The sequence below is a fragment of the Sphingomonas sp. genome (assembly GCF_039594485.1).
Lineage (GTDB): Bacteria > Pseudomonadota > Alphaproteobacteria > Sphingomonadales > Sphingomonadaceae > Sphingomonas.
In genome coordinates this window covers 1-20,164 of record NZ_JBCNNI010000019.1, presented here as the reverse complement: position 1 = coordinate 20,164, position 20,164 = coordinate 1, and the positions used below count along the sequence as shown (strand labels likewise).

At 65.5% G+C, this 20,164-nt stretch carries 17 protein-coding genes and 1 pseudogene; 7 read left to right on the top strand and 11 right to left on the bottom strand.

Going from position 1 to position 20,164, the window contains the following annotated elements; all coding sequences use genetic code 11:
- Nucleotides 1-14 precede the first annotated feature (14 nt).
- Genes ABDV78_RS11090 through ABDV78_RS11080 form a run of 3 tightly spaced genes read right to left on the bottom strand, consistent with a single transcriptional unit; the run spans nt 15 to nt 4,168 of the window.
- Nucleotides 15-1,373, bottom strand: coding sequence for a cytosine deaminase (locus tag ABDV78_RS11090; RefSeq protein ID WP_343527481.1), 1,359 nt, complete (start codon nt 1,371-1,373; stop codon nt 15-17).
- Between the two features lie 15 nt (nt 1,374-1,388).
- Nucleotides 1,389-2,774 (bottom strand): FAD-binding oxidoreductase, encoded by a 1,386-nt coding sequence (locus tag ABDV78_RS11085; protein WP_343527480.1) that lies wholly within the window; start codon nt 2,772-2,774, stop codon nt 1,389-1,391.
- 23 nt (nt 2,775-2,797) lie between these two features.
- A complete protein-coding gene (locus ABDV78_RS11080) occupies nt 2,798-4,168 on the bottom strand; it encodes an NCS2 family permease (RefSeq protein WP_343527479.1) in 1,371 nt (456 codons plus the stop codon).
- A gap of 125 nt (nt 4,169-4,293) precedes the next feature.
- Here ABDV78_RS11080 and ABDV78_RS11075 point away from each other — a divergent pair, with 125 nt between their 5' ends.
- The 3 genes and pseudogenes from ABDV78_RS11075 to ABDV78_RS11065 form a co-directional block, all read left to right on the top strand.
- Nucleotides 4,294-5,187 carry a LysR family transcriptional regulator gene (locus ABDV78_RS11075; RefSeq protein ID WP_343527478.1) on the top strand — a complete coding sequence of 298 codons (894 nt, stop codon included), beginning with the start codon at nt 4,294-4,296 and terminating at the stop codon, nt 5,185-5,187.
- Between the two features lie 23 nt (nt 5,188-5,210).
- Nucleotides 5,211-5,636, top strand: coding sequence for a heme-binding protein (locus ABDV78_RS11070; protein WP_343527477.1), 426 nt, complete (start codon nt 5,211-5,213; stop codon nt 5,634-5,636).
- A gap of 83 nt (nt 5,637-5,719) precedes the next feature.
- Nucleotides 5,720-6,384, top strand: a pseudogene (locus tag ABDV78_RS11065) (transposase); the annotation flags it as partial.
- Nucleotides 6,385-6,582: 198 nt separating this feature from the next.
- Here ABDV78_RS11065 and ABDV78_RS11060 read toward each other — a convergent pair.
- Both ABDV78_RS11060 and ABDV78_RS11055 read right to left on the bottom strand, forming a co-directional pair.
- Nucleotides 6,583-6,873, bottom strand: a complete 291-nt coding sequence (locus ABDV78_RS11060) for a winged helix-turn-helix domain-containing protein (protein ID WP_343527476.1) — start codon at nt 6,871-6,873, stop codon at nt 6,583-6,585.
- 425 nt (nt 6,874-7,298) lie between these two features.
- Nucleotides 7,299-8,312, bottom strand: coding sequence for a cupin domain-containing protein (locus ABDV78_RS11055; RefSeq protein ID WP_343527475.1), 1,014 nt, complete (start codon nt 8,310-8,312; stop codon nt 7,299-7,301).
- Between the two features lie 136 nt (nt 8,313-8,448).
- Here ABDV78_RS11055 and ABDV78_RS11050 point away from each other — a divergent pair, with 136 nt between their 5' ends.
- Nucleotides 8,449-10,329, top strand: coding sequence for an alpha/beta fold hydrolase (locus tag ABDV78_RS11050; RefSeq protein ID WP_343527474.1), 1,881 nt, complete (start codon nt 8,449-8,451; stop codon nt 10,327-10,329).
- A gap of 46 nt (nt 10,330-10,375) precedes the next feature.
- On the opposite strand, the gene hisD (ABDV78_RS11045) is transcribed toward ABDV78_RS11050, so the two are convergent.
- Nucleotides 10,376-11,680 (bottom strand): histidinol dehydrogenase, encoded by a 1,305-nt coding sequence (gene hisD / locus ABDV78_RS11045; protein ID WP_343527473.1) that lies wholly within the window; start codon nt 11,678-11,680, stop codon nt 10,376-10,378.
- A 121-nt stretch (nt 11,681-11,801) separates the two neighbouring features.
- Between hisD (ABDV78_RS11045) and ABDV78_RS11040 the strand changes: the two genes are divergently transcribed.
- The 3 genes from ABDV78_RS11040 to ABDV78_RS11030 all read left to right on the top strand — a co-directional run bounded on the left by ABDV78_RS11040 (nt 11,802) and on the right by ABDV78_RS11030 (nt 16,709).
- Nucleotides 11,802-12,809: a LacI family DNA-binding transcriptional regulator gene (locus tag ABDV78_RS11040; protein ID WP_343527471.1), complete on the top strand. Its 1,008-nt coding sequence runs from the start codon at nt 11,802-11,804 to the stop codon at nt 12,807-12,809.
- Nucleotides 12,810-13,021: 212 nt separating this feature from the next.
- Nucleotides 13,022-15,388 (top strand): TonB-dependent receptor, encoded by a 2,367-nt coding sequence (locus tag ABDV78_RS11035; protein ID WP_343527470.1) that lies wholly within the window; start codon nt 13,022-13,024, stop codon nt 15,386-15,388.
- Nucleotides 15,360-16,709, top strand: coding sequence for an MFS transporter (locus tag ABDV78_RS11030; RefSeq protein WP_343527469.1), 1,350 nt, complete (start codon nt 15,360-15,362; stop codon nt 16,707-16,709). Before ABDV78_RS11035 ends, ABDV78_RS11030 begins: the two co-directional genes overlap by 29 nt.
- On the opposite strand, the gene ABDV78_RS11025 is transcribed toward ABDV78_RS11030, so the two are convergent.
- From ABDV78_RS11025 to ABDV78_RS11005, 5 genes are all read right to left on the bottom strand, one after another.
- A complete protein-coding gene (locus ABDV78_RS11025) occupies nt 16,706-17,461 on the bottom strand; it encodes an aldolase/citrate lyase family protein (protein ID WP_343527468.1) in 756 nt (251 codons plus the stop codon). The genes ABDV78_RS11030 and ABDV78_RS11025 overlap by 4 nt on opposite strands.
- Nucleotides 17,458-17,775 (bottom strand): hypothetical protein, encoded by a 318-nt coding sequence (locus ABDV78_RS11020; RefSeq protein WP_343527467.1) that lies wholly within the window; start codon nt 17,773-17,775, stop codon nt 17,458-17,460. Before ABDV78_RS11020 ends, ABDV78_RS11025 begins: the two co-directional genes overlap by 4 nt.
- 18 nt (nt 17,776-17,793) lie before the next feature.
- On the bottom strand, nt 17,794-18,558 hold the full coding sequence (locus ABDV78_RS11015) for an SDR family oxidoreductase (protein ID WP_343527466.1): 765 nt from the start codon (nt 18,556-18,558) through the stop codon (nt 17,794-17,796).
- Complete coding sequence (gene hisD, locus ABDV78_RS11010; RefSeq protein WP_343527465.1) at nt 18,555-19,880, bottom strand: histidinol dehydrogenase; 1,326 nt, start codon at nt 19,878-19,880, stop codon at nt 18,555-18,557. Before hisD (ABDV78_RS11010) ends, ABDV78_RS11015 begins: the two co-directional genes overlap by 4 nt.
- 93 nt (nt 19,881-19,973) lie before the next feature.
- The coding region (locus tag ABDV78_RS11005; RefSeq protein ID WP_343527464.1) for a transposase at nt 19,974-20,164 on the bottom strand (191 nt) is incomplete at its 5' end.

The window sequence follows — 20,164 nt, the reverse complement described above, 5'->3', positions numbered from 1 at the left end:
ACGTCAAACAGGGGTTAGGCCGGGGTCAGGCCGGCAAGGACATCGAGTTCGGCATAATCGGGCAGCACCGGAGCGATCGGCCGGCCGCCGCGCAAAAGCTCGCGATCGACCTGAGGACGAGCGAGCAACTCGCTGAACGTACGCGCCTGGAACAGGATGAGGTCGGCGCGGGCGCCCGCCGTGATGCGGCCCTGGTGCGGCAATCCCATCACTTCGGCGGGCAATGCGGTGACGGCCGGTGCCCAGGCGGCGCCAAGCAGATCAAGGTGGCCGATCCGAACCGCGTCGCGCCAGATATCCAGCATGTCGTGATCGCCGCCAAAGGTGAACGGGTCGCGACAGTTATCGCCGCCGATCGCCACCGGAACATGCGCGTCGGCCAGTTCCTGCACCGGCGCCAGCCCGCGCAGGCGCGGCGTGCGTCCCGCCATGCGATCCTGCAGATAGAGGTTGGCGGCAGGCAGCGCGACGATCGTGATCCCGGCCGCCTTCACCGCCGCGATGCTGGCAGCAAGACGCGCGTCGTCCTGCATGGCCAGAGCACAGCAATGCCCGCAGGTGACGCGCCCGGCGAAACGGGCACGCAGGACGGCACGCGCCACCCGGTCGAGACCATCGGCGGCAGGATCGAGCGTCTCGTCGACATGCAGGTCGACGTCCAAACCGTATTCGGTCGCCAGCGCGAACAGCCGGTCGAGGCAGGCGTCGAGATCGGCACCCGACTGAGTCTTCAGGATGCCGCCCAGGCAGCCGCCGGTCCGCGCCACGATCGCGGCCAGCGCCCTGCCCTCCGGTGTCGACCAGGTATCGATCCGGGTCAGCGCAACGCCCTGCACTGCGATCCGTCCCGCCCATAAGGCCTGCTGCCGCGTGAGCACGGCCCAGCCCCGCCGTGCCTGCACCGGATCGTAACTGTCGATATGCGTGCGGATCGCCCGCGTGCCATGCGCCTCGGCACAGCGCAGCGCGAAGTCGAAACGGGCGGCGATATCCTCTTCGTTCCAGTGACTTGCGCGATCTCGCGCCACAGCGCCCGCGGCGCCCGCATGCGTGCCGTCCGGGTTCGGGCAACGGTGCCAGATATGCCCCTTGTCCAGATGGGCATGCAGATCGATAAAGGCCGGACTGACGTGCCGGCCGCGCAGTTCGACCCGTTCCGGCAGGTCGGCCTCCTGGGCATGGGGGCGCACCTCGCGGATAAATCCGGTGCGGCCATCGATCATGATGTCCGTCAACGCGAAACCGTCGCGTCCGGTCACGGCATCGGCCGCGACCTTGGCGTCGAGCAAACTCGCAGCGACCCGCGCGCCGCTCAGGCAATAAATGTCCCCCCGCACCCGGAGCGTGCCGGGTGCGCCAGCATGTGGCGTCATGTTGCGTCCTTCAGGTCAGGCGGCGGCGGTGTCGGTATGCCAGCCGCTCGTCGGCAGGATGGTATCGCTGCCCGGCAGCGCCTCGACCTTGCCCGGATTGCACAGGCCATAGGGGTCCATGCGACGGCGGAAGGCGGCCTCGCCCGCGCTGATGGCCTTCATGCCGTTTTCCTTGACGTGCATCGAATGCGTGTTGGCCGATCGCACGCCTTCGTCCTCCAGCCCCTTCACGACCGAGGCGAGGTGGTCGGCATCGCGATAGGGGAAGATCGGCGCACCCTGCACGGTCAGCTGTCCGTTGATGCGCTTCATGTCCAGGCGCAGCGGCCCCAGGTCACGGAACTTCTCGTAAACCCGGACGACCGAGCCGACGAGGTCGTCGTGCGGGAAGATGCCGATATTGGCGACGGTACGCGGATCGTGCTTGTTTGCATGCCAGCGCGCATGGGCAAAACTATATTCATAGAGCGGCTTGCCAAAATCGCCCTGCCCCTCCAGCCCGGAATAGACGACCGTACCGTCCATCCGCATCGCCAGATCGGCGAACGCCTCATAACCGTTATCGGCGACCATGACATGGACGGTATGACGCCCTTCGCGCAGGTGGCGGACCAGGCCATCGAAATAGGACGGGTATGGCCAGGCGTTGATCGACACCATCTTGAGCAGGATGCCGTCCGATTGGCCCAGCGTGATGCCAAAGCGCGTCGCCTGTGCGAAATCCTCGAAATCCACCACCGCCTCACGCCAGGCGAAGGCCGGGGCCAGCGGCATTTCCACCGCGGTGATGATGCCTGTGGTGCCATAGGAATGATGGACGAAGTTGACGTCCTCGCCACGTAGCTCGACGATCTCGGGTTCCTCGGTGACGCTGACCATCTCCAGCCCGGCGATGTTGCCGCGATCGTGCAGAATGCCCCAGGTGCAGCTTCCCATGCCGACATGGCCACCGGCGATGAAGCCGCCCAGCGTCGCGATCGAGCGGCTGGACGGATGGATGCGCAGTTCCGCCCCCACCGCCTCCTTGGTCTGGCGATCCAGATCACCCAGCAAAATGCCGGGCTCTGCCCGGACCCGGCCGGCATCCATCGACAGGATACGGGTCAGCCGCCTCATGTCCATGACGATCCCCCCGGCCAGCGGGATGCCCTGCCCCCAGTTGCAGGTGCCCGCACCGCGCGGGAGCACTGCGATCCGGTGACGGGCGGCGGCCGCCGCGACGGCGATCACCTCCTCGCGGCTTTCGGGAATGACGACCAGTTCGGCCAGCTTGCCCTTGCCCTCGGCTTTCAGGATCGGGCTGAATCCGCCCGTCATGTCGCGGCTCATCCGGCGGATCAGGGAAGGTTCGTCGGAATGGCGAATATCGCCGATCTGTTTACGGAATGCGTCGAGCGACATGGCGCTACCTCCTGTTGGAAAGATCAGAGAAAACGGGCGGAAAGCAGATAATATGTGGCGAACAGCGCCCCCATCGCCCAGAGCAGCGGGCTGGCGCCGCGGCGCTTCGTGACCAGCACCATGGCGGTACCCGCCGCGATGCTGTTGATGAGGTTCCCCGTCACCAGCGCCGCCGTCATCGCGACGATGGCGGGGGCAATATCGACGGGACGCCGCCAGTCGAGCCGGTGCAGCCCGCGCAGCATCATCAGCCCGATCGCCATCATCGCGGGTGCCGTCGCCTCGGCCGGGATAGCCATCAGCAGCGGCCCACAAACGAGTGCCAGCATGAAACACAGCGCGGCGACCAAAGCGGTCAACCCGGTGCGCCCGCCCACCTGGATCCCCGCGACCGATTCAACGAAGACCGTGACGACCGACGTGCCCAGCAGGGGACCAATGATCGTGGCCAGTGCGTCGGCGACGAACACCGGCGTCATCTCGATCGCGCCATCGGCATCGGGCTCGCCGCCGACGGCACCGACCGCGCCGATCACGGTGCCCATTGTGGAGAAGAATTCCGAGCAGAAGAAGTAAAGCATCAGCGGCGCGCACAGCAGCATGTTGCGGGCGAGAAATGCGAAGTCCGGCTGCAAGGCGGTATGCGATGGCCAGTGCGGCCAGCCGAACGGGTTCGTCGGCCATTGCGTCAGCGTCTGTCCGCGCCCGTCCGGCACATATAGACCGATGGCGGCCAGAAGCACGATCGACACCAGCAGGGCCGCCGGGACCCGCAGGCGGATCAGTACCAGCATCCCCACCATGCCCGCCAGTGCCAGCCATGCACCGGGCACCAGGTTCGCGACCAGGTGATAGACTGGCAGACCGCTCCCCCGCTCCAGGACATGCGCACTGCGCAAGGCCATCAGCAGGATCAGCACGCCGACGGATGCCTGGATACCGACCTGCAGCGACGACGGCAGTGCGCGCACCACCGCCTCGCGCAACCGCGACAGGCTGACCGCCAGAAAGATCAGGCCCGTCGCGAGCACCATCGCGAGACCGGCGCGCCACGGCACACCAAGCTGGCCGACGAGCACCGTCGCGAAAACGACGTTGGAGCCCATGGCGGGAGCCGCCACCAGCGGCTGATTGGCGACGAACGCCACCAGCAGCGAACCGATCGCCGCCGCCGCCGCCGTCGCGATGACCAGATCGGCCTTGTCCATGCCGGTCCCGGCCATCACCACCGGATTCACCACCAGGATGAACGCCATCGTGGCAAAGCTGGTCAGCCCTGCCAGAGCTTCCCGCCCCGGCGTGGAACCCCGATCGCGCAGACGGAACAGCCGCTCCGCCACGCCGTGCAACGCGCCTCTTTTACGTGCCTCTTCGATCGCCATCGCCCCATGCATCGCGGCACTCCCTCGCTGCCCCGATCAGGTGATGAAGGGATATCGCGTCATCTAAAAGAGCTTATTTTTCATCAACCCGCGAACCATTGGTTGACACACTTCTCTTCTCTCGCAATGAAGGAGGCATGCTGCACAGCCGAATGCTCCTCTATCTGCATGAGGTCGCGCGCCGCGGTTCGATCCGAAAGGCGGCGGAACGCCTCAACGTCTCGCCCACCGCGATCAACAAGCAGATTCTGTCGCTGGAGGCACAGCAGGGCACGCCGCTTTTCGAGAGGCTAAGCCGTGGCTTGCGCCTGACCGCCGCCGGAGAGGTGCTGGTCGAGCATGTGCGCCGCACGTTGCGCGATCACGAACGGGCCGAGCGCGAGATCGCGGCACTCAAGGGCATGAAGACGGGTGAGGTGAAGATCGCCACCATGGGCGGCCTCGCATCGGGGGTGCTCCCGCGCATCGTCGACCGGTTCCTGGAACGGACGCCACATATGCGCGTCACCGTCGTCACGGCCTTTATCGAGGAGATCCGGCAACGTCTGGAGGATGGGGAGATCGACCTGGGGCTGGCCTATAACCTGCCCTTCGATCCCCGTATCGCGACCTTCTGTTCGTTCGATGCACGGCTTGGGGCGGTGGTTGCCGCCGATCATCCGCTGGCTCAGCATGAACGCGTCCGCGTCCAGGACTGCCTGTCCTATCCGATCATTCAGGCGGCGCCATCGATGGTTATGCATGCCGCCATCGCGGCGATGTTTCTTAAGGCCGACGCCGAACTCAACCCGCGCCACATGACCAATTCGATCGAATATATGAAGGCGATCGCGCGGCGCGGCGAGGCGGTGGCGTTTCTGAGCCCCTATGACGTCGAGGACGAAGTGAGGGACGGTATATTGGCATTCCTGCCGGTGATGGGGACCAGCGTGCCGAACACGCTGATGCTGGTCCATCATGCCCAGCGCCGCCTGAGCCTCGCCGCCGACATGTGCGCGCGCGAAATTCGCGATTCGCTACTGCCCGGCTGACAATGAAAAGGGAGAAGTCGATCATGCTCACCACCGACATCGCGGACCGCATCGCATCGGATACGCTGGCCGAGGGAGAACGTCGGGGGTTCGCCCCGCTGACCGTCGTGGTGCTTGATCTCGGCGGCCACCCCCTGGTCGTCAAGCGCGATCACCGTGCCGCGATCTACCGGCCAGAGATCGCGCTGGCCAAGGCGTCCGGCTGTCTCGGCATGGGTTTCGGCGGACGCGAACTCGCGCGCCGCGCCCAGGCGATGCCCGCATTCGTTGCCGCATTGACGACCGTTTTTCCCCATGGCCTGCTGCCGGTTCCGGGGGGCGTGTTGATCCGGGATGCCAGTGGAACACTGCTGGGCGCGGCGGGCGTCAGCGGTGACACCTCAGACAATGATGAAGTCTGCGTGGCGCACGCGATCGGACAAGCGGGATTGGTCGCTGACTGCGGCTGAACACGCCGTTCCGGCGTATCAACGAGAATACTGGACTTGCCCCGGAAAAGTGGAGAGTTTCCTTGAGGTGAAAGGCGAACTCGATGACGAAGCAGAGAGGGTTCACGAAGGAGTTTGAGGACGAGGCGGTACGGCTGGTGGCGACCAGCGGACGGACGCAGCGGGAGATAGCGGAAGATCTGGGGGTCGAACTATCGACGCTGGTGCGCTGGATCAGCCACAGCCGGGATCGTATGGCAGAGACACCCGACAAGGCGCCGCAGGCAGATATGGCTACCGAGTTGAAGCGCCTTCGGCCGAAGAACGAGATCCTCCGGCAGGAGCGTGACATACTGAAGCGGGCGACTTTTTTTCAGCCGGGAGGAATTGAGGAAGCGCAGCCATCCCAGGGGATGGCGAGAACCGAAAGATGAGGTTCCAACTCATCGATCGGGCGAGGAAGGATTTCCCGGTCCACCGCCTCTGCCGGATACTCGGCGTCAGCCAGAGCGGCTATTTCGCCTGGAAGGATCACCCGCCCAGTCGGCACCAGCGTGACGACATGGTGATGCTGGCGCATGTCCGCTCGGCGTTCGCGCTGTCGAACGGCACCTATGGCAGTCCGCGCATGACACGCGAATTGCAGGATGATGGCTGCGCCATCGGCCGCCGACACACGGCACTGCTGATGCGCGAGAACGGTCTGCGTGGCCGGCAGAAGCGGCGGTTCAAACGCACGACAGACAGCGAGCACGCCTGGCCGATCGCATCGAAGATGCAGGCGGACTTGGTGCGCCGATCGTGCGGCGTCCAGGGGCGGCTGCCGCGCTTCGCCCATTGCCTTGTGATCTTGTTCTTCTGCCCGATCCCGGCATCGTCCTTGAACCAGATTTCTATCGGCGTGCCGCGCGGGAAGGGCGCTCTGACCTTGTCCAACTCGGCGACAAAGCCGACTTGTTAAAGACTTCTATCGCGTCGGGTTATGAACGCAGTGCTTGGATCGCGCCGAGAGCTTGCGATAGCCCAGCCCACGCAGCTCTCGGCTGAGGGTGGGCCGCGAAACTGGCAGCGAGGACTCGTCCCACAGCAGCTTTACGAGATCGACGATCCGCCAGCGCACGACACCATGGACGGCCGGGATCGGACCGCGCTCAATCGCCTCGATCAGCGCCGCGCCGTGGGTCGCATTGAGGATCAACGGCTGCCCTGGCGCCTTCCAATCGACCAGCCCGTCAGGACCGGCTGCGTTGAACTTCATCACCCAGTCCCGGACGATCTGCAATGTGCCCGCCGATCCGCGCCGCCTCGGGCAGGCTCGCGCCGTCATAAATCGCCGCCAGCGCGAGCAAGCACCGGGTTTGTGAGCCGCCCTGGGATTGCCGCCCCCCCCCTCACAGAAGCAGCGTCGAAATTCGTGCGAAGCGCGACCAGCATGGCAAACTCCAATCTGTTTTGCCATCTTGAATCAGGGCTCCTCACCACTGCCCCCTCAGGAATCAGGGTCTGCGAGCTTTGGTATCATACCTCACGAAGCCATCTGCAAGGCGAGGTAGAACGAGCCAAGCCGCTTCACGTCAAACCCGCACCATCAAGCGCCGGGACCAAACATCTAGTCGGCAAGGTTCTGACACTCCGTCAGTTCCGCGGCGCCTGCGATACCTGCTCCCCATCCGGCAGCGCCGCCTATCCACGGTACGCCCCATCCACGAATGTTGGCATCGCTGGCGCATCGCCGCCACGCACGAGGAACGCCACGAGATCGACCGACGCGGTGTTGCGAAAGGCATGCGGCAGCCCCACGGGTACGCTCAGCGTATCGCCCGCGCCCATGATGATCGCACCACCGTCCCAGCTGACCTCAAGCGTGCCAGCATGGACGAAGATCACCTCGACCTCCGCGCGGACATGCTGCGGCACATAGGCGCCGGTCGCCATCGTCAGCCGCCGCAGATTGAACCCGTGCGGCCACCAACCGGAGATCGGTCCCGCGGCAAAGCCGTCGCCGGTCGCGATCGGTGTGATGACGGCCGCTTCCTCGACCCCCTCCGCGGCGAGCGGCGACCGGGGATTGGCCGCCATTGCAGCAGCCGGCACAACGCATTCGCGCAGCTTCTCGATCGGCGGCGTCTTCAGTTCGGCGGCGACGTCATCGCCGGTCGCGTCGGCCAGTTCGACATCCTGAAGCGTATAATCGCCCTGCGACGTGTCAATCAGCCGGCCGCCCTTGGCCAGTTTCAGCCCATGATCGGCCGCCGCCTCGAACACCGCCGGCGCCCAGGTGACCTTGCCGGGATCGTCCTCGCCCAGCACGGTGAACAGAAAACCCAAACCCTCGTCCAGCTTCTCAAAGCCGCGGAACATGTGGATCGGCACCGACGCGACGTCGCCGGGGCCGATGTCGATCGATCCGTCTTCCTTGTTCGGACCGAACGGCAGGCGCCAATGGCCGGAATGGACGACGAATACCTCCGCGGTATCGTGGCTGTGCTGCGAATTGATGCAGCCGAAGGGCTGGCGCGCCGCACCGATGTTGAACCCGTGGCGCTCAGTGATGTGAACATGCTGCTCCGCGCTCTCGGACACGCCGGCACCGATGATCGTGAAATTCTCCTTTTCCGTTGACCCGGGCGTGCGCGTGTCGATGAACGCCGTGCGGCAGGGGATCAGGTCTGCATAGCGCACGAGCCGCGCCTTCATGGCTTCCTCAGTCCAGTTCACATCGATCTCCGAGTAATGGGAAACACTCTTGCATCCGAATGCAGAACAGCTAGACCAACTCCGATCCCCATGCAAGGCGACAGGCGAACGCATGACCTCTCCGAACCGTCCATTGATGACGCCGCCCACCGGCAAAGCGGCCGCGCCGCTCGTCCTGCTGCCGGGGACGCTGTGCGATGACCGCCTGTTCGCACCGCTGCTTGACCGGCTCGACCGGCGCGATGTCGCGATCCCGAGGATCGAGGGCGACGACCCCGTCCTGCTGGCCCAAACTTTGCTGGACAGCGCGCCGCCGCGATTTGCGCTGCTCGGCTTCTCGCTGGGCGGACTGATCGCTCTGGAAATGGCGCTGCTCGCGCCCGACCGCGTCGCCGGGCTCACGCTGATCGATAGCAACGCGCGCGCACGCGCCGCCGATGCGCCACCCCATCCCGGCCCACCGGCGCGGGCGGTAGCGGAAAGCTGGCCCCGCGCGGTCGGGAAGGAAAGGCACGACGACGCGGACCTGCACGCGCTGCTGGTCGCGATGGCGGACCATGTCGGCGCGACCGTCCATGCCGCGCAGGAACAGCTGGCCTGCCGCCGCACCGACAAGCGCGATCGGCTCGCGCAGCTGACGATGCCCGCGCTGATCCTGGCCGGTGCCGAAGATGCGCTCTGCCCACCGGTGGTTCAGCGAGAACTGGCTGATGGCCTGCCCGACGCAACGCTGGTGCTGATCGAGGGCGCCGGCCATTTTGCACCGCTGGAAGCACCCGACGCCGTCGCCGGGCATGTCGCCGCCTGGCTGGCGCGGGTCGATCACGCCCTTGCCTCCGCTACACCTTTCCCATCCCCGATCCGCACAGGAGACGACATGACCAAGACCGATTCGCAACCGCCGGCCCGCCGGTCCGATGCTTCCCCGTCCAACGACGGCGATGCGGTGCTGCAGGTCGAACGCCGCGACTTCACCGAACTGGTTCCCACCGATCGCGAGCGCGTTCAGGGCATGCGCGGCTTCGATCCGATCTATACCGACATTGTCGACTATATCGTCCGCTGTACGCATCGCATCTGGGACGAACGCGACGTCGGGCTGATCTACACGCACTACACGCACAATTGCGTTGCCTATACGACCATGGGAACGATGTACGATCGCGAGACGCACATCCGCGATACGATCCAGCGGCTGGTGGAATTTCCCGATCGGCGCGGTCTGGCGCAGCAGGTGATCTGGCGCGGCAATGACACCGACGGCTTCTACACCAGCCACATGACGCACGGCCAGGGCCGTCACAGCCAATATGGCATGTACGGAAAGCCAACCGGCCGCACCTTCCTGACCCGCACCGTCGCCGAATGCATGATCCTGGAGAACAAGATCTACAAGGAATGGATCGTTCGCGACAATATGGGGCCTGTCATCCAGCTCGGCCTCGATCCGCACGCCTATGCACAGGACATCGCCGTCCGCAAGTTCGAAGCCGGCGAGCCGATCATGGAGGTGGTCGAGAACCGTCGCCTGCTTGGCCAATATCCGCCGGAAACCGACGCCGACACGTCCATCGCGCACAATGACGGCGAGGCACAGCTGCTGCGCGACTTGCATCATATCTATAACAAACGGATGTTCGGCCGCATCCACGAGCTCTACGCACCCAACTGCCAGTGGCACGGGCCGCTGATGCGCGAATATTACGGCGTCGCGGCGGTACTGCAGCAGACGATGCGGCTCGTGGCGCTAATTCCCGACGGCTATTACGTGCCGCAGCATATCTGCTCGGTCGAGAGCGAGGAAGGCGGCGCCAAGTATGCTGTCCGCTGGACGCTGGACGGCCATCACCTCGGCTATGGCCTGCTCGGCGCGCCGACCGGCCATCCGCTATTCGTGATGGGCGTCACCCATTACCACGTCCGCGACGGCAAGATCATCGACGAATGGGCGGTCTATGACGAACTGTCGATGCTCGCGCAGGTGAAGCTGGCGGCGCTGCAGCGCGCGGCCGGATGAGCGATGGGCGGGGGCGCGGAAAAAGCTCCGCGCCGCCGCCCCTTGGTCAGGCCGCAGTCACCTGATGCAATCGATCGACGCGAACCTGCGCGGCCTTCATATGCCCGTCCAGCCCTTCGCTGGCGCTCTGCCGCGACGCGGGCGGACCGACCTTCAGCACCGCCTCGTCGTCCAACCACTGGTGCGTTGCGATCTTGACGTAGCTGCCGACCCACAGGCCGCCGGTATAGCGGCCCGCGCCCATCGTCGGCAACGTGTGGTTGGTGCCGACCGTCTTGTCCGAATAGACGACGCTGGCGTTCTCGCCGATGAACAGCGAGCCGTAGTCGCGCAGCTTGGCGGCAAGGCCGTGTGCGTCGCTGGTATGGACCTGCAGATGTTCGGCGGCGACATGGTCGGAATAGGCGATCATCGCTGCCTCGTCCTCACACAGCACGATCTCGCCGTAGTCGGCCCAGCTTTGCCCGGCGATGCCGGCGGTCTCCAGCGTCTCCAGCTGGCGAGTCACCTCGATCGCGGTCTGCTCGGCGACGGCGCGGTCGGTGGTGATGAGGCCGACCCGCGTGCGCACGTCATGCTCGGCCTGCGCCAGCAGATCGGTAGCGATCAGCTGCGGGTCGCCGCTGGCGTCGGCGAGCACGAAGATCTCCGACGGGCCGGCAAGCTGGTCGATGCCGACGGGACCGAACACCTGCCGCTTCGCTTCGTTGACGAATGCGTTGCCGGGACCGACAATCTTGTTGACCTGCGGCACGCTCTGCGTACCGAACGCCATCGCCGCGATCGCCTGCGCACCGCCGATGCGGAAGATGCGATCCGCGCCCGACAGGTGGCAGCCGGCGATCATCGCGCGATGCGCGTTGGGCGGCAGGCAGGCGACGACCTCGCGGCAGCCGGCGACCTTGCCCGGCACGATCGTCATGATCGGCGCCGACAACAGCGGAAAGCGCCCGCCTGGAACATAGCAGCCGACGCGATCAATCGGGATCACGCGATGCCCCAGGTGCAGGCCGGGTAGCGGCTCAACCTCGAGCGGCAGGATGGTGGCGCGCTGCGCCTCGGCAAAGCGGCGGACGTTCTCGATCGCGAATTCGGTGTCGGCGCGGGTCTGCGGGTCGAGTTCGGCGACGGCCGCCTCGCGATCGGCCAACGAAACCTCGAACGATTCCACATCGGCGCGGTCAAACTTCAACGAAAAATCGCGCACCGCCGCATCACCGCGCTGGCGGACATCGGCCAGGATACTCTCGACGAGGCCCGCGACGTCCTGCTGGTCGCCGATCGAGTCGCGGTTCGGCTTCTTGACATAGCGCGTGGTCTGCTCGAACCCCTTGGGTGCCGTGTCGGCCATATATTCCTCCTTTGCAATGCCATCAGGTGGCGCAGACGCGAGGCATATTGAATTCGAATGCATATGTCACGAGGGTGTAGTGGTCGGACCGAAGGAAAACAGTGACAAGGGTGGATCGGCGATGACGACGCGTGGCGTCCGCCGGGCAACCTCCTACGACGTCGCACGCTTGGCCGGCGTCTCGCAATCGGCGGTATCGCGCTGTTTCGCGGCCGGCGGGAGTATCGCGCCGGCGACACGCGAGAAGGTGATGAAGGCCGCGACTGAGCTCGGCTATCGCCCCAATGCGCTGGCGCAGGCGCTGATCTCGCGCCGGACAAACCTCGTCGCCGTCTTTATCTCCCGGCTGACCAATCTCCATTATCCCGAGGTGCTCGCCGAACTGAGCCGCCAGCTGACCGAACGCGACGTCCGCGTCCTGCTATTCGCGCTGACCGGCGAGAGCGAGGTCGATTCGATGCTAGAGCAGGTCTGGCGGCACGACGTCGACGGCATCATCTCCGCCGCGCGGCTGGACAGCGACCAGATCGGCGGCATCCGGCGCCACGGCATCCCCCTCGTCCTCTACAACCGCACCGCAGGCGAGCATATGACGCCCAGCGTATGGTGCGATTCCGCCGCCGGCGAGCGCGACCTGATCGACCGCCTGCTGGGCGCGGGACATCGCCGCCTCGCCGTAGTCGCCGGTCCAGAGGACAGTGCGGTGGGCGAGGAGCGTCGGCACGCCGCACTCGCGCGTCTCGCGGAGGCCGGCATCCACGACGTGCCGGTGGTCCGCGGCGATTTCAGCTATGACAGCGGACGCGAGGCCAGCGCAACGCTGGCCCGCACCGCCAGGCCGATAGACGCCATCGTCTGCGTCAGCGACGTGATGGCGATCGGCGTGATCGACGGATACCGCTTCGACCAAGGAATGAAAGTGCCCGAGGACATCTCGGTCGTCGGGTTCGATGGGTCAGCGCCAGCCGCATGGATGAGTTATCAGGTCACCTCGATCCGCCAGCCGGTGCGGCGGATGACCGCTGCGGCGGTCGAGATGCTAATGGAGCGGATCGAGGACCCTTCGCTCCCCGCCGAGCGACGGACGTTCGTCGGTGCCTTCGTCCCGGGGCGGTCCGCCAAGCTGTAACGCATGCGAACCCATTCAACGGAGGTCCGCAGACGCTTGATATGTAAAACGACTACGGCCCGGCTGGCTCATAACCAACGTTTCTCACCGTCAGTACGTGACAGAATTAACTGCATTCGGATGCAAATTGTGCTGGACAGTTGAAATGCCGCCCGATAGCCCTTGCACAATCGGGGCCATGGCGCCCCGCAAAAGACAAAAGGGGTGTGGGTATGAGCAAGCGAGTTCTGGGCGGCGTATCCTTGACAATCCTGGCGATGGCGCTCGTCGTCCCGGCGCACGCGCAGACCGCGCCGATCGACGCCACCTCCGGCTCCGCCGAGCAATCGACGGCCGCTGCGGATCGCCCGACCAGCCATGCCAGCGAGGCCGACACCGGCAACCTGGGCGATATCGTCGTGACCGCGCAGCGACGCACCGAGCGGCTGCAGGATGTGCCGCTGTCGGTCACCGCGATCAGCTCCACCGACCTTGATCGCGTCCGCATCACCGATGCCAGCCGCCTGCAACTGCTGTCGCCAGGCCTGACCTGGGGCCAGCAGGGATCCGATTCCTTCCCGGCGATCCGCGGCGTGCGCACCCAGCTGGTCAGCGCACAGAGCGATCCCGTCATCGGTTTCTACCTCGACGGCATCTACCAGAGCCGCACGCAGCAACAAAGCATCCCGCTGTTCGACATCGCGCGCGTCGAGGTGCAGCGCGGGCCGCAGGGAACGCTGTACGGCCGCAACACTTTCGGCGGCAACCTCAGCGTCACCACCAATGCCCCCACGAAACAGTTCGACGCCGGGGTGAACGGCACGATCGGCAATTACGATCTGTACCAGTTCGACGGCTATCTGAACCTGCCGGTCAGCGATGCCGTCCAGCTTCGCGTCGCCGCCTACCACAGCGAACATGACGGCTACGTCAAAGCGGCCGGCGGCTTCCGCCTGCTCGACGAGAACCAGACGGCGCTGCGCGGATCGGTCGCGATCGAACTGACACCGGCGATCCATATCGATGCCCGCGGCGGCTATTGGGATCGCAGCAACAACGGCGGCGGCGCCTATGGCTATCGCGTTGGCGGCACGCTCATCAATCCGACCACCGGCCTGCGCTCAATCAACGGCCAGCCCTATTCGGTGAACCCGAGCGCACGCAACGGCACCAACTTCGTCAACGGCGTAGACATCGGCGTGTCAGTGACCGGCGATCCCTATGCCAATTCGTGGGACTACAAGCCGTTCGAACGGCTTCAGCAGGCCTATGGCAGCGGTTCGATCTCGTTCGATCTGGGCTTCGCAACGCTGCGTTCGATCACCGGCTACACCGATTTCCACGCCTATCGCAGCGCCGACCTCGACCAGACCAACGTGATCTTCCCGACCGCGACCACCGCCGGCGGTTTCGCGGCATCGGGGCTTCAGGCGGCGAACACCTACACCACCTCGGTGACGCAGGAGGTGCAGCTCGCCTCCGCCGGATCGTCGGCGTTCGAGTGGATCGTCGGCGGCTATTATTTCCACGACAAGATCACCGAATATTACCAGCAGATCTATACGACCAGCACCACGCGCGGCACGGAATCGCGGACCAACATCAATACCAAGGCCTATGCGGCCTACGGCCAGGCGAGCTTGGCGGTCGTGCCAAACCGATTGAAGATCATCGGCGGCGTGCGCTATTCGGACGAGAGCAAGCGCTACAACATCACCAACTACACTGCGGCGGCCGGCAGCTTCAACTTCGACACCCAGACCGCGGCGCGCGCTGCGGGCGAGCCGAGCTTCGAGAAGGTGACGTGGAAGGGCGGCGTGGAATTCACCCCCAGCCGCAGGACGATGCTGTACGGCACCGTGTCGACCGGCTTCTCGTCGGGTGGTATCAACAACAATTCCTCGAACGCGGCGATCCCGTTCAGCTATGCGCCGCAGACCGTCACCGCCTATGAGATCGGCAGCAAGAATACGCTCATGAACGGGCGGATGATCTTCAACCTGTCGGCCTTCTACAACGACTACAAGAACCTTCAGATCACCATCCTCGATCAGCGAACCAACCTGTCCTATTACGCCAGCGCGGGCGCGGCGCGCAGCTATGGTGCCGAGGCGGAGTTGCGCACGCTGCCGTTCGAGGGGCTGCACGTCGACCTGACCGGCGCGCTGCTCGACGCGAAATTCACCGCCTATACCCGACCCAACCCCTTTTACACCGCCGCCAACGGCGATCCGGTAACCGTCAATCTGGCGGACAAGAAGGTGCCGATGTCGCCCACGTTCAAGGGAACGGCCAGCGTCTATTACGACCTGGAACTGGCCAGCGGCGCGCGGATCACCCCGGCCGCGAACGTGCTGTATTCGACGTCCTATTATTCGACCGACTACAACACCCGCATCGACCGGCAGAACGCCTATGCGCTGCTCGACGCGAACCTGCGCTGGACCTCGCCGTCGTCGAAGATGTACATCGAGGCGTTCGGCACCAACCTGACGAAGAAAGCGGTGCTGTATAGCTCCACGGTCGGCAACAACCAGCGCATCCAGCAGTCCTATGGCCCGCCGCGGGTCTATGGCCTGCGCGCCGGCCTGCGGTACTAAGCGGGTGTTCGCCGCCCCGCCCCCGGCGGCGGATACTGCCGCCACGCTGGGATCACCAGCGGACGCCGCAGCCATTACGATGCCGCCGCCCGAGCCATCGGCGGTGCAACACGATGCGGTGCAGCGGCCCCCGCTCGCCCGCGCGGTGATCGCCTTTGTTTTCCTGATGGTGACGGAATTCTTTTACAGCTGGGCGTGGAACAGCGTCGATGTGCTGCGCCCGTTCATGCGCGACACGTTGAAGCTGACACTGACACAGGCCGGATCGGGCTATTCCGCGCAAGGGGCGGGCGCGTTGGTCGGTGCCGTGGTGATTGGGCAATTGGCCGATCGCGTCGGGCGGCGGACAATGCTGGCGCTGGTGATGATCGGCTATGGCACAACGCTGATCGCCGGCAGCTTCGTCGACGGCTATAGCACCTATCTCGCGCAGCGCGTGGTACTGGGCCTGTTCATGGGCGGCATCTTCCCGATAGTAGTCGGCATCTATGTCGGGCTGTTCTCCCCCACCGTGCGCGGCCGGCTCGCCAGCCTCATCAACGCGATCTTCTCCAGCGGGATCACCGTCTTAGGCCTCGCCAGCGGCTGGGCGAACGGCGACTGGCGTGCACTGCTGCTCGCCGGCGGGCTGCCGCCGATCCTGCTCGCGGGCCTTGCCTTCGTCCTGATCCCGAAGAGCGCCGACGTGCGCGCGCAGGGCCCGCAAAAGCCTGCGCGACTACCCGTGCTTGAGCTGTTCGCGCCAGACTTGCGCACGCGCACCATCCTACTGGCGTCGCTGACCGGGCTCAATTTCTTCGGCTATCAGGCCTATAGCGGCTGGCTGTCGACGTATCTGCGCGACGTGCGCGGGCTAGATCCGACTGCGATGGGCAAGCTGGTCGCGTGGCAGTTCGGCGCCAATATCGTGGGCGGCTTCGTCTGGGGATGGGCAGGCGACCGCTTCGGCCGCCGTTTCAACGCGATCGGCTTCCTCGCCGCCGCCGCCGCGATCCTGCTCTATCTGAACGTCGAGACGGACGCCATGATGCTCGGCTCGATCGGCGTCGTCTACGGCTTTATGCTGTCGGCGAGCGTGATCTGGGGACCGTGGCTGACGGAACTCTATCCGGCTCATCTCAAATCGACCGCCGCGTCAATCTTCAACTGGGGACGGCTGGTGTCGTTCTTCGCACCACTCGTCACCGGGTCGCTCGCGGCCCAGTTCGGATTGGGGGTGACGATGGGAACCGCTGCGGTCGCTTTCACGATTGCCGCGCTGATCTGGCTTTCGCTGCCCGAAACCCATCCCCACCCGCTGTTGCGCGGCCGGCGGCGCTAGCCGCGCGCGGCTACGACAAGCGCTGCCCCGCCGGCGAGCAGGAAGCCGTGGTCGGAGCCGAGCAAGAACAGCGTCGCGCCTTGCGCCCGCCATTGCGGAATGTCCGCGGGCCGGGCCAGAAACATGCCGACTGGCACGCCATGCCGACGGCCCGCCGCACACACCGCCTCGACCGCCGCGACGACCCGGAGATCGTCCTGGCTATCCGCGCCATAGGCCACGGTCAGGTCGACCCGCCCCACGAACAGCGCATCGAGCCCCGGCACCTGCGCGATGGCGTCGATCGCCTCGATCGCTTCCGGGTCCTCGATCTGCGCGATCACCACCGTCCGCTCCGCCGAGGCGGCGAGATGCGCAGCCATCGAGCGGGTGGTGTAGCACGCCGCGCGCGACGATCCGGCATAGCCGCGTCCGCCGCGGCCGTAGCGCGCCATCGCGACCAGCGCGCTTGCCTCCGCCGCCGAACGGACGTGCGGGGCGACGATGCCGGTGGCGCCGCAGTCGAGCGCGTTAAGAATATGATCGGGCGTGACGGCGGGGACGCGCACCACCACATCCATGCCCCCGGCCCGCGCCGCCATGATGCAACCGTCGATCGCCAGCCGGTCGAACGGCGCATGTTCGGCATCGAGGCACAGGCAGTCCAGATCGGTCATCGCAAGCACCTCGACGACGATCGCCGACGGCGTCTTGACGAAACTGCCGATGATCGTCTCGCCCGCGGCAAGCCGCTGCTTCAGGCCGGCGCTCATGCCGCGCGCCACAACCGTTCGCTGGAATGGGCCGCGCCCTCAGCGAGTGTGGCCAGCTTGGCCAAGACGATCTCGGGATCGACCGCGCCGAACCCGCGGAAGCTCGAAAAGCCGCAATCCGTCCCCGCGATCACCCGCTCGCGCCCGATGATGCTGGTGAATTGCTCGATCCGCTGCGCCACCACTTCGGGATACTCGATGAAGTTGGTGATGGAATCGATCGCGCCGGGGATCGGCACGCGATCCTCGGGGATCAGCGCCACTGGATCGCGGAGCAAACCGACATGCGTGGTCAGGATACGATCGGTCATCATGCGTGCTTTCGAACAGGGTTAGTCGGCGGTCCAGCCGCCATCCACGATCAGGCTGGTGCCGGTAACCAGCGCGGCGGCATCGGAGGCGAGGTAAACGACGGCGCCCATCAGGTCCTCGACCGTCCCCAGCCGGCCGAGCTTGATCTTGGCGAGCACGCTCGCCTTGAAGGCAACGTCCTCGAAAAAGGGCCGCGTCAGCGGCGTCTCAATGAAGGTCGGGGCGATCGTGTTCGACCGGATGCCATGCGGCGCCAGATCGAGCGCGAATGCCTTGCTCATCCCCTCCAGGGCCCATTTCGACGCGCAATAGAGCGACCGGTTGGCCCCGCCGACATGGCCCATCTGACTGCCGACGTGGATCAGTGCGCCGCGCACGCGCGCCGCCAGCATCGCTCGAACGCACGCTTGCGACACGAAGAACGCCGCGCGGACATTGAGGTCGAGAACCGCGTCGTAATCCGCCGGCGTGACGTCCTGCATCGGCTTGGGCCGATTGGTGCCGGCGTTGTTGACCAGCACGTCGAACGGCGCGTACGCCGCGAAAAAGGCCGCCACGGCATCAATGTCCCCGATATCGAGCAGCGCCGCCTCGGCGATACCGCCATCCGCCCGGATCGCAGCGGCGGCCGCCTCGATTTCGTCGCGAGCGCGAGCGACGAGCGTCACCGCGCACCCCGCCTGCGCCAGCGCTGCCGACAGCGCGAGGCCGATGCCGCGCCCTGCCCCCGTTACCAGCGCCCGGCGGCCGTCGAGCCTAAACGAGGGCGTGCGTGGCAAGCTCACGCCGGCTCCGCCACCGGCTCGGCGCTACCGGCGTAGGGGACGTTGCGTCCGCCATAGCGGCGCACCCGGATATTGGCCTGCTCGCCATGGCCGGCGAACCCCTCGAGCGCGCACAACCGGCTGCAATATTCGCCGATCAACGCCGACGCCTTGTCGGTCAGCACGCGCTGATAGGTACAGGTCTTCAGGAACTTACCGACCCACAGCCCGCCGGTATAGCGCGCTGCCTTCTTCGTCGGCAGCGTGTGGTTGGTGCCGATCACCTTGTCGCCATAGGCGACGTTGGTGCGCGCGCCCAAGAACAGCGCCCCGTAGTTGGTCATGCGATCGAGGAAATAATCCGGGTCGCGGGTCATCACCTGGACGTGCTCCGATGCGATGTCGTCGGCGATGCGCAGCATCTCCTCGTCCGAGTCGGCAACGATGACCTCGCCATAGGTTTCCCAAGCGCGGCGGGCGTGATCGGCGGTCGGCAGGATCGCCAGTAGCCGCTCGATCTGCGCCATCACGTCGCGCGCCAGCTTTTCCGAGGTGGTCAGCAGGATTGCGGGACTGTCCGGGCCGTGTTCTGCCTGACCCAGCAGATCGGTCGCGCACAATTCGCCATCAGCGCCGATCTCGTCGGCGATCACCAGCGTCTCAGTCGGTCCCGCGAACAGGTCGATGCCGACCCGGCCGAACAGTTGGCGCTTGGCCTCGGCCACATAGGCGTTGCCCGGGCCGACCAGAATGTCGACCGGCGCGATCGAGCGCGTACCGATCCCCATCGCCGCCACCGCCTGGATACCACCAAGGCAATAGATTTCGTCGGCCCCCGCCATCGCCTGCGCCGCGACGATCGCAGGAGCAGGCTTGCCGTTAAACGGCGGCGCGCAAGTGACCACCCGCTCGACACCGGCGACCTTGGCGGTGATAACGCTCATATGCGCGCTCGCCAGCAGCGGATACTTCCCGCCCGGGACGTAGCATCCCGCGGCATTGAGCGGGATGTTCCGGTGCCCCAGCACGACACCCGGCAGGGTCTCCACTTCTACGTCGGCCATGCTGGCACGCTGGATCTGCGCGAAGTTGCGGACTTGCGTCTGCGCGAACTCGATGTCGCGCAGGTCCTGTGGCGACAGCTGATCGATGCAGCCCTGGATCTCCGCATCCGTCAGCCGGTAACTGTCGCGGTCCCACGCGTCGAACTTGATCGAGAGATCGCGAACCGCGTCGTCGCCCCGTTGCTCGATATCGGCCAGGATGCCTTCGACCGTATCCCGAACCGCACGATTGTTCTCCGCCCGTGCTGCAGGCGCCAGACTGGCTTTGAGGTGACGCATCCCAATCTCCTTTTGCATTCGAATGCATGATACGGAGGGATTACTCCTTTGGCAACATCTCACATGATGATATCAGCCTAGAGCACCGAGCGTTTAATCGGAAGCATATCCGGCAGCGGCGAAGTAGTTGCGGCATTCGTGGGGGTCGTACAGGTCGCAGATGGATCCGACGGTTTTCCAGAGGTCCTCGATGGTCCTGGCACCGATCCGGCGGAGATGGGCCTTGAGTTTTGCGAACGCCATTTCGATGGGATTGAGATCGGGGCTGTAGGGCGGGAGGAAGA

Coding starts and splice junctions, on each gene's coding strand:
- ABDV78_RS11070 (WP_343527477.1), top strand. CDS start 5,211: ATGCTCACCACCGACATCGCGGACCGCATCGCATCGGATACGCTGGCC.
- hisD (WP_343527473.1), bottom strand. CDS start 11,680: ATGGCCGACACGGCACCCAAGGGGTTCGAGCAGACCACGCGCTATGTC.
- ABDV78_RS11090 (WP_343527481.1), bottom strand. CDS start 1,373: ATGACGCCACATGCTGGCGCACCCGGCACGCTCCGGGTGCGGGGGGAC.
- ABDV78_RS11020 (WP_343527467.1), bottom strand. CDS start 17,775: ATGATGACCGATCGTATCCTGACCACGCATGTCGGTTTGCTCCGCGAT.
- ABDV78_RS11030 (WP_343527469.1), top strand. CDS start 15,360: ATGGCCTGCGCGCCGGCCTGCGGTACTAAGCGGGTGTTCGCCGCCCCG.
- ABDV78_RS11025 (WP_343527468.1), bottom strand. CDS start 17,461: ATGAGCGCCGGCCTGAAGCAGCGGCTTGCCGCGGGCGAGACGATCATC.
- ABDV78_RS11060 (WP_343527476.1), bottom strand. CDS start 6,873: ATGAAGTTCAACGCAGCCGGTCCTGACGGGCTGGTCGATTGGAAGGCG.
- ABDV78_RS11050 (WP_343527474.1), top strand. CDS start 8,449: ATGACGCCGCCCACCGGCAAAGCGGCCGCGCCGCTCGTCCTGCTGCCG.
- hisD (WP_343527465.1), bottom strand. CDS start 19,880: ATGCGTCACCTCAAAGCCAGTCTGGCGCCTGCAGCACGGGCGGAGAAC.
- ABDV78_RS11040 (WP_343527471.1), top strand. CDS start 11,802: ATGACGACGCGTGGCGTCCGCCGGGCAACCTCCTACGACGTCGCACGC.
- ABDV78_RS11055 (WP_343527475.1), bottom strand. CDS start 8,312: ATGAAGGCGCGGCTCGTGCGCTATGCAGACCTGATCCCCTGCCGCACG.
- ABDV78_RS11035 (WP_343527470.1), top strand. CDS start 13,022: ATGAGCAAGCGAGTTCTGGGCGGCGTATCCTTGACAATCCTGGCGATG.
- ABDV78_RS11085 (WP_343527480.1), bottom strand. CDS start 2,774: ATGTCGCTCGACGCATTCCGTAAACAGATCGGCGATATTCGCCATTCC.
- ABDV78_RS11080 (WP_343527479.1), bottom strand. CDS start 4,168: ATGCATGGGGCGATGGCGATCGAAGAGGCACGTAAAAGAGGCGCGTTG.
- ABDV78_RS11075 (WP_343527478.1), top strand. CDS start 4,294: ATGCTGCACAGCCGAATGCTCCTCTATCTGCATGAGGTCGCGCGCCGC.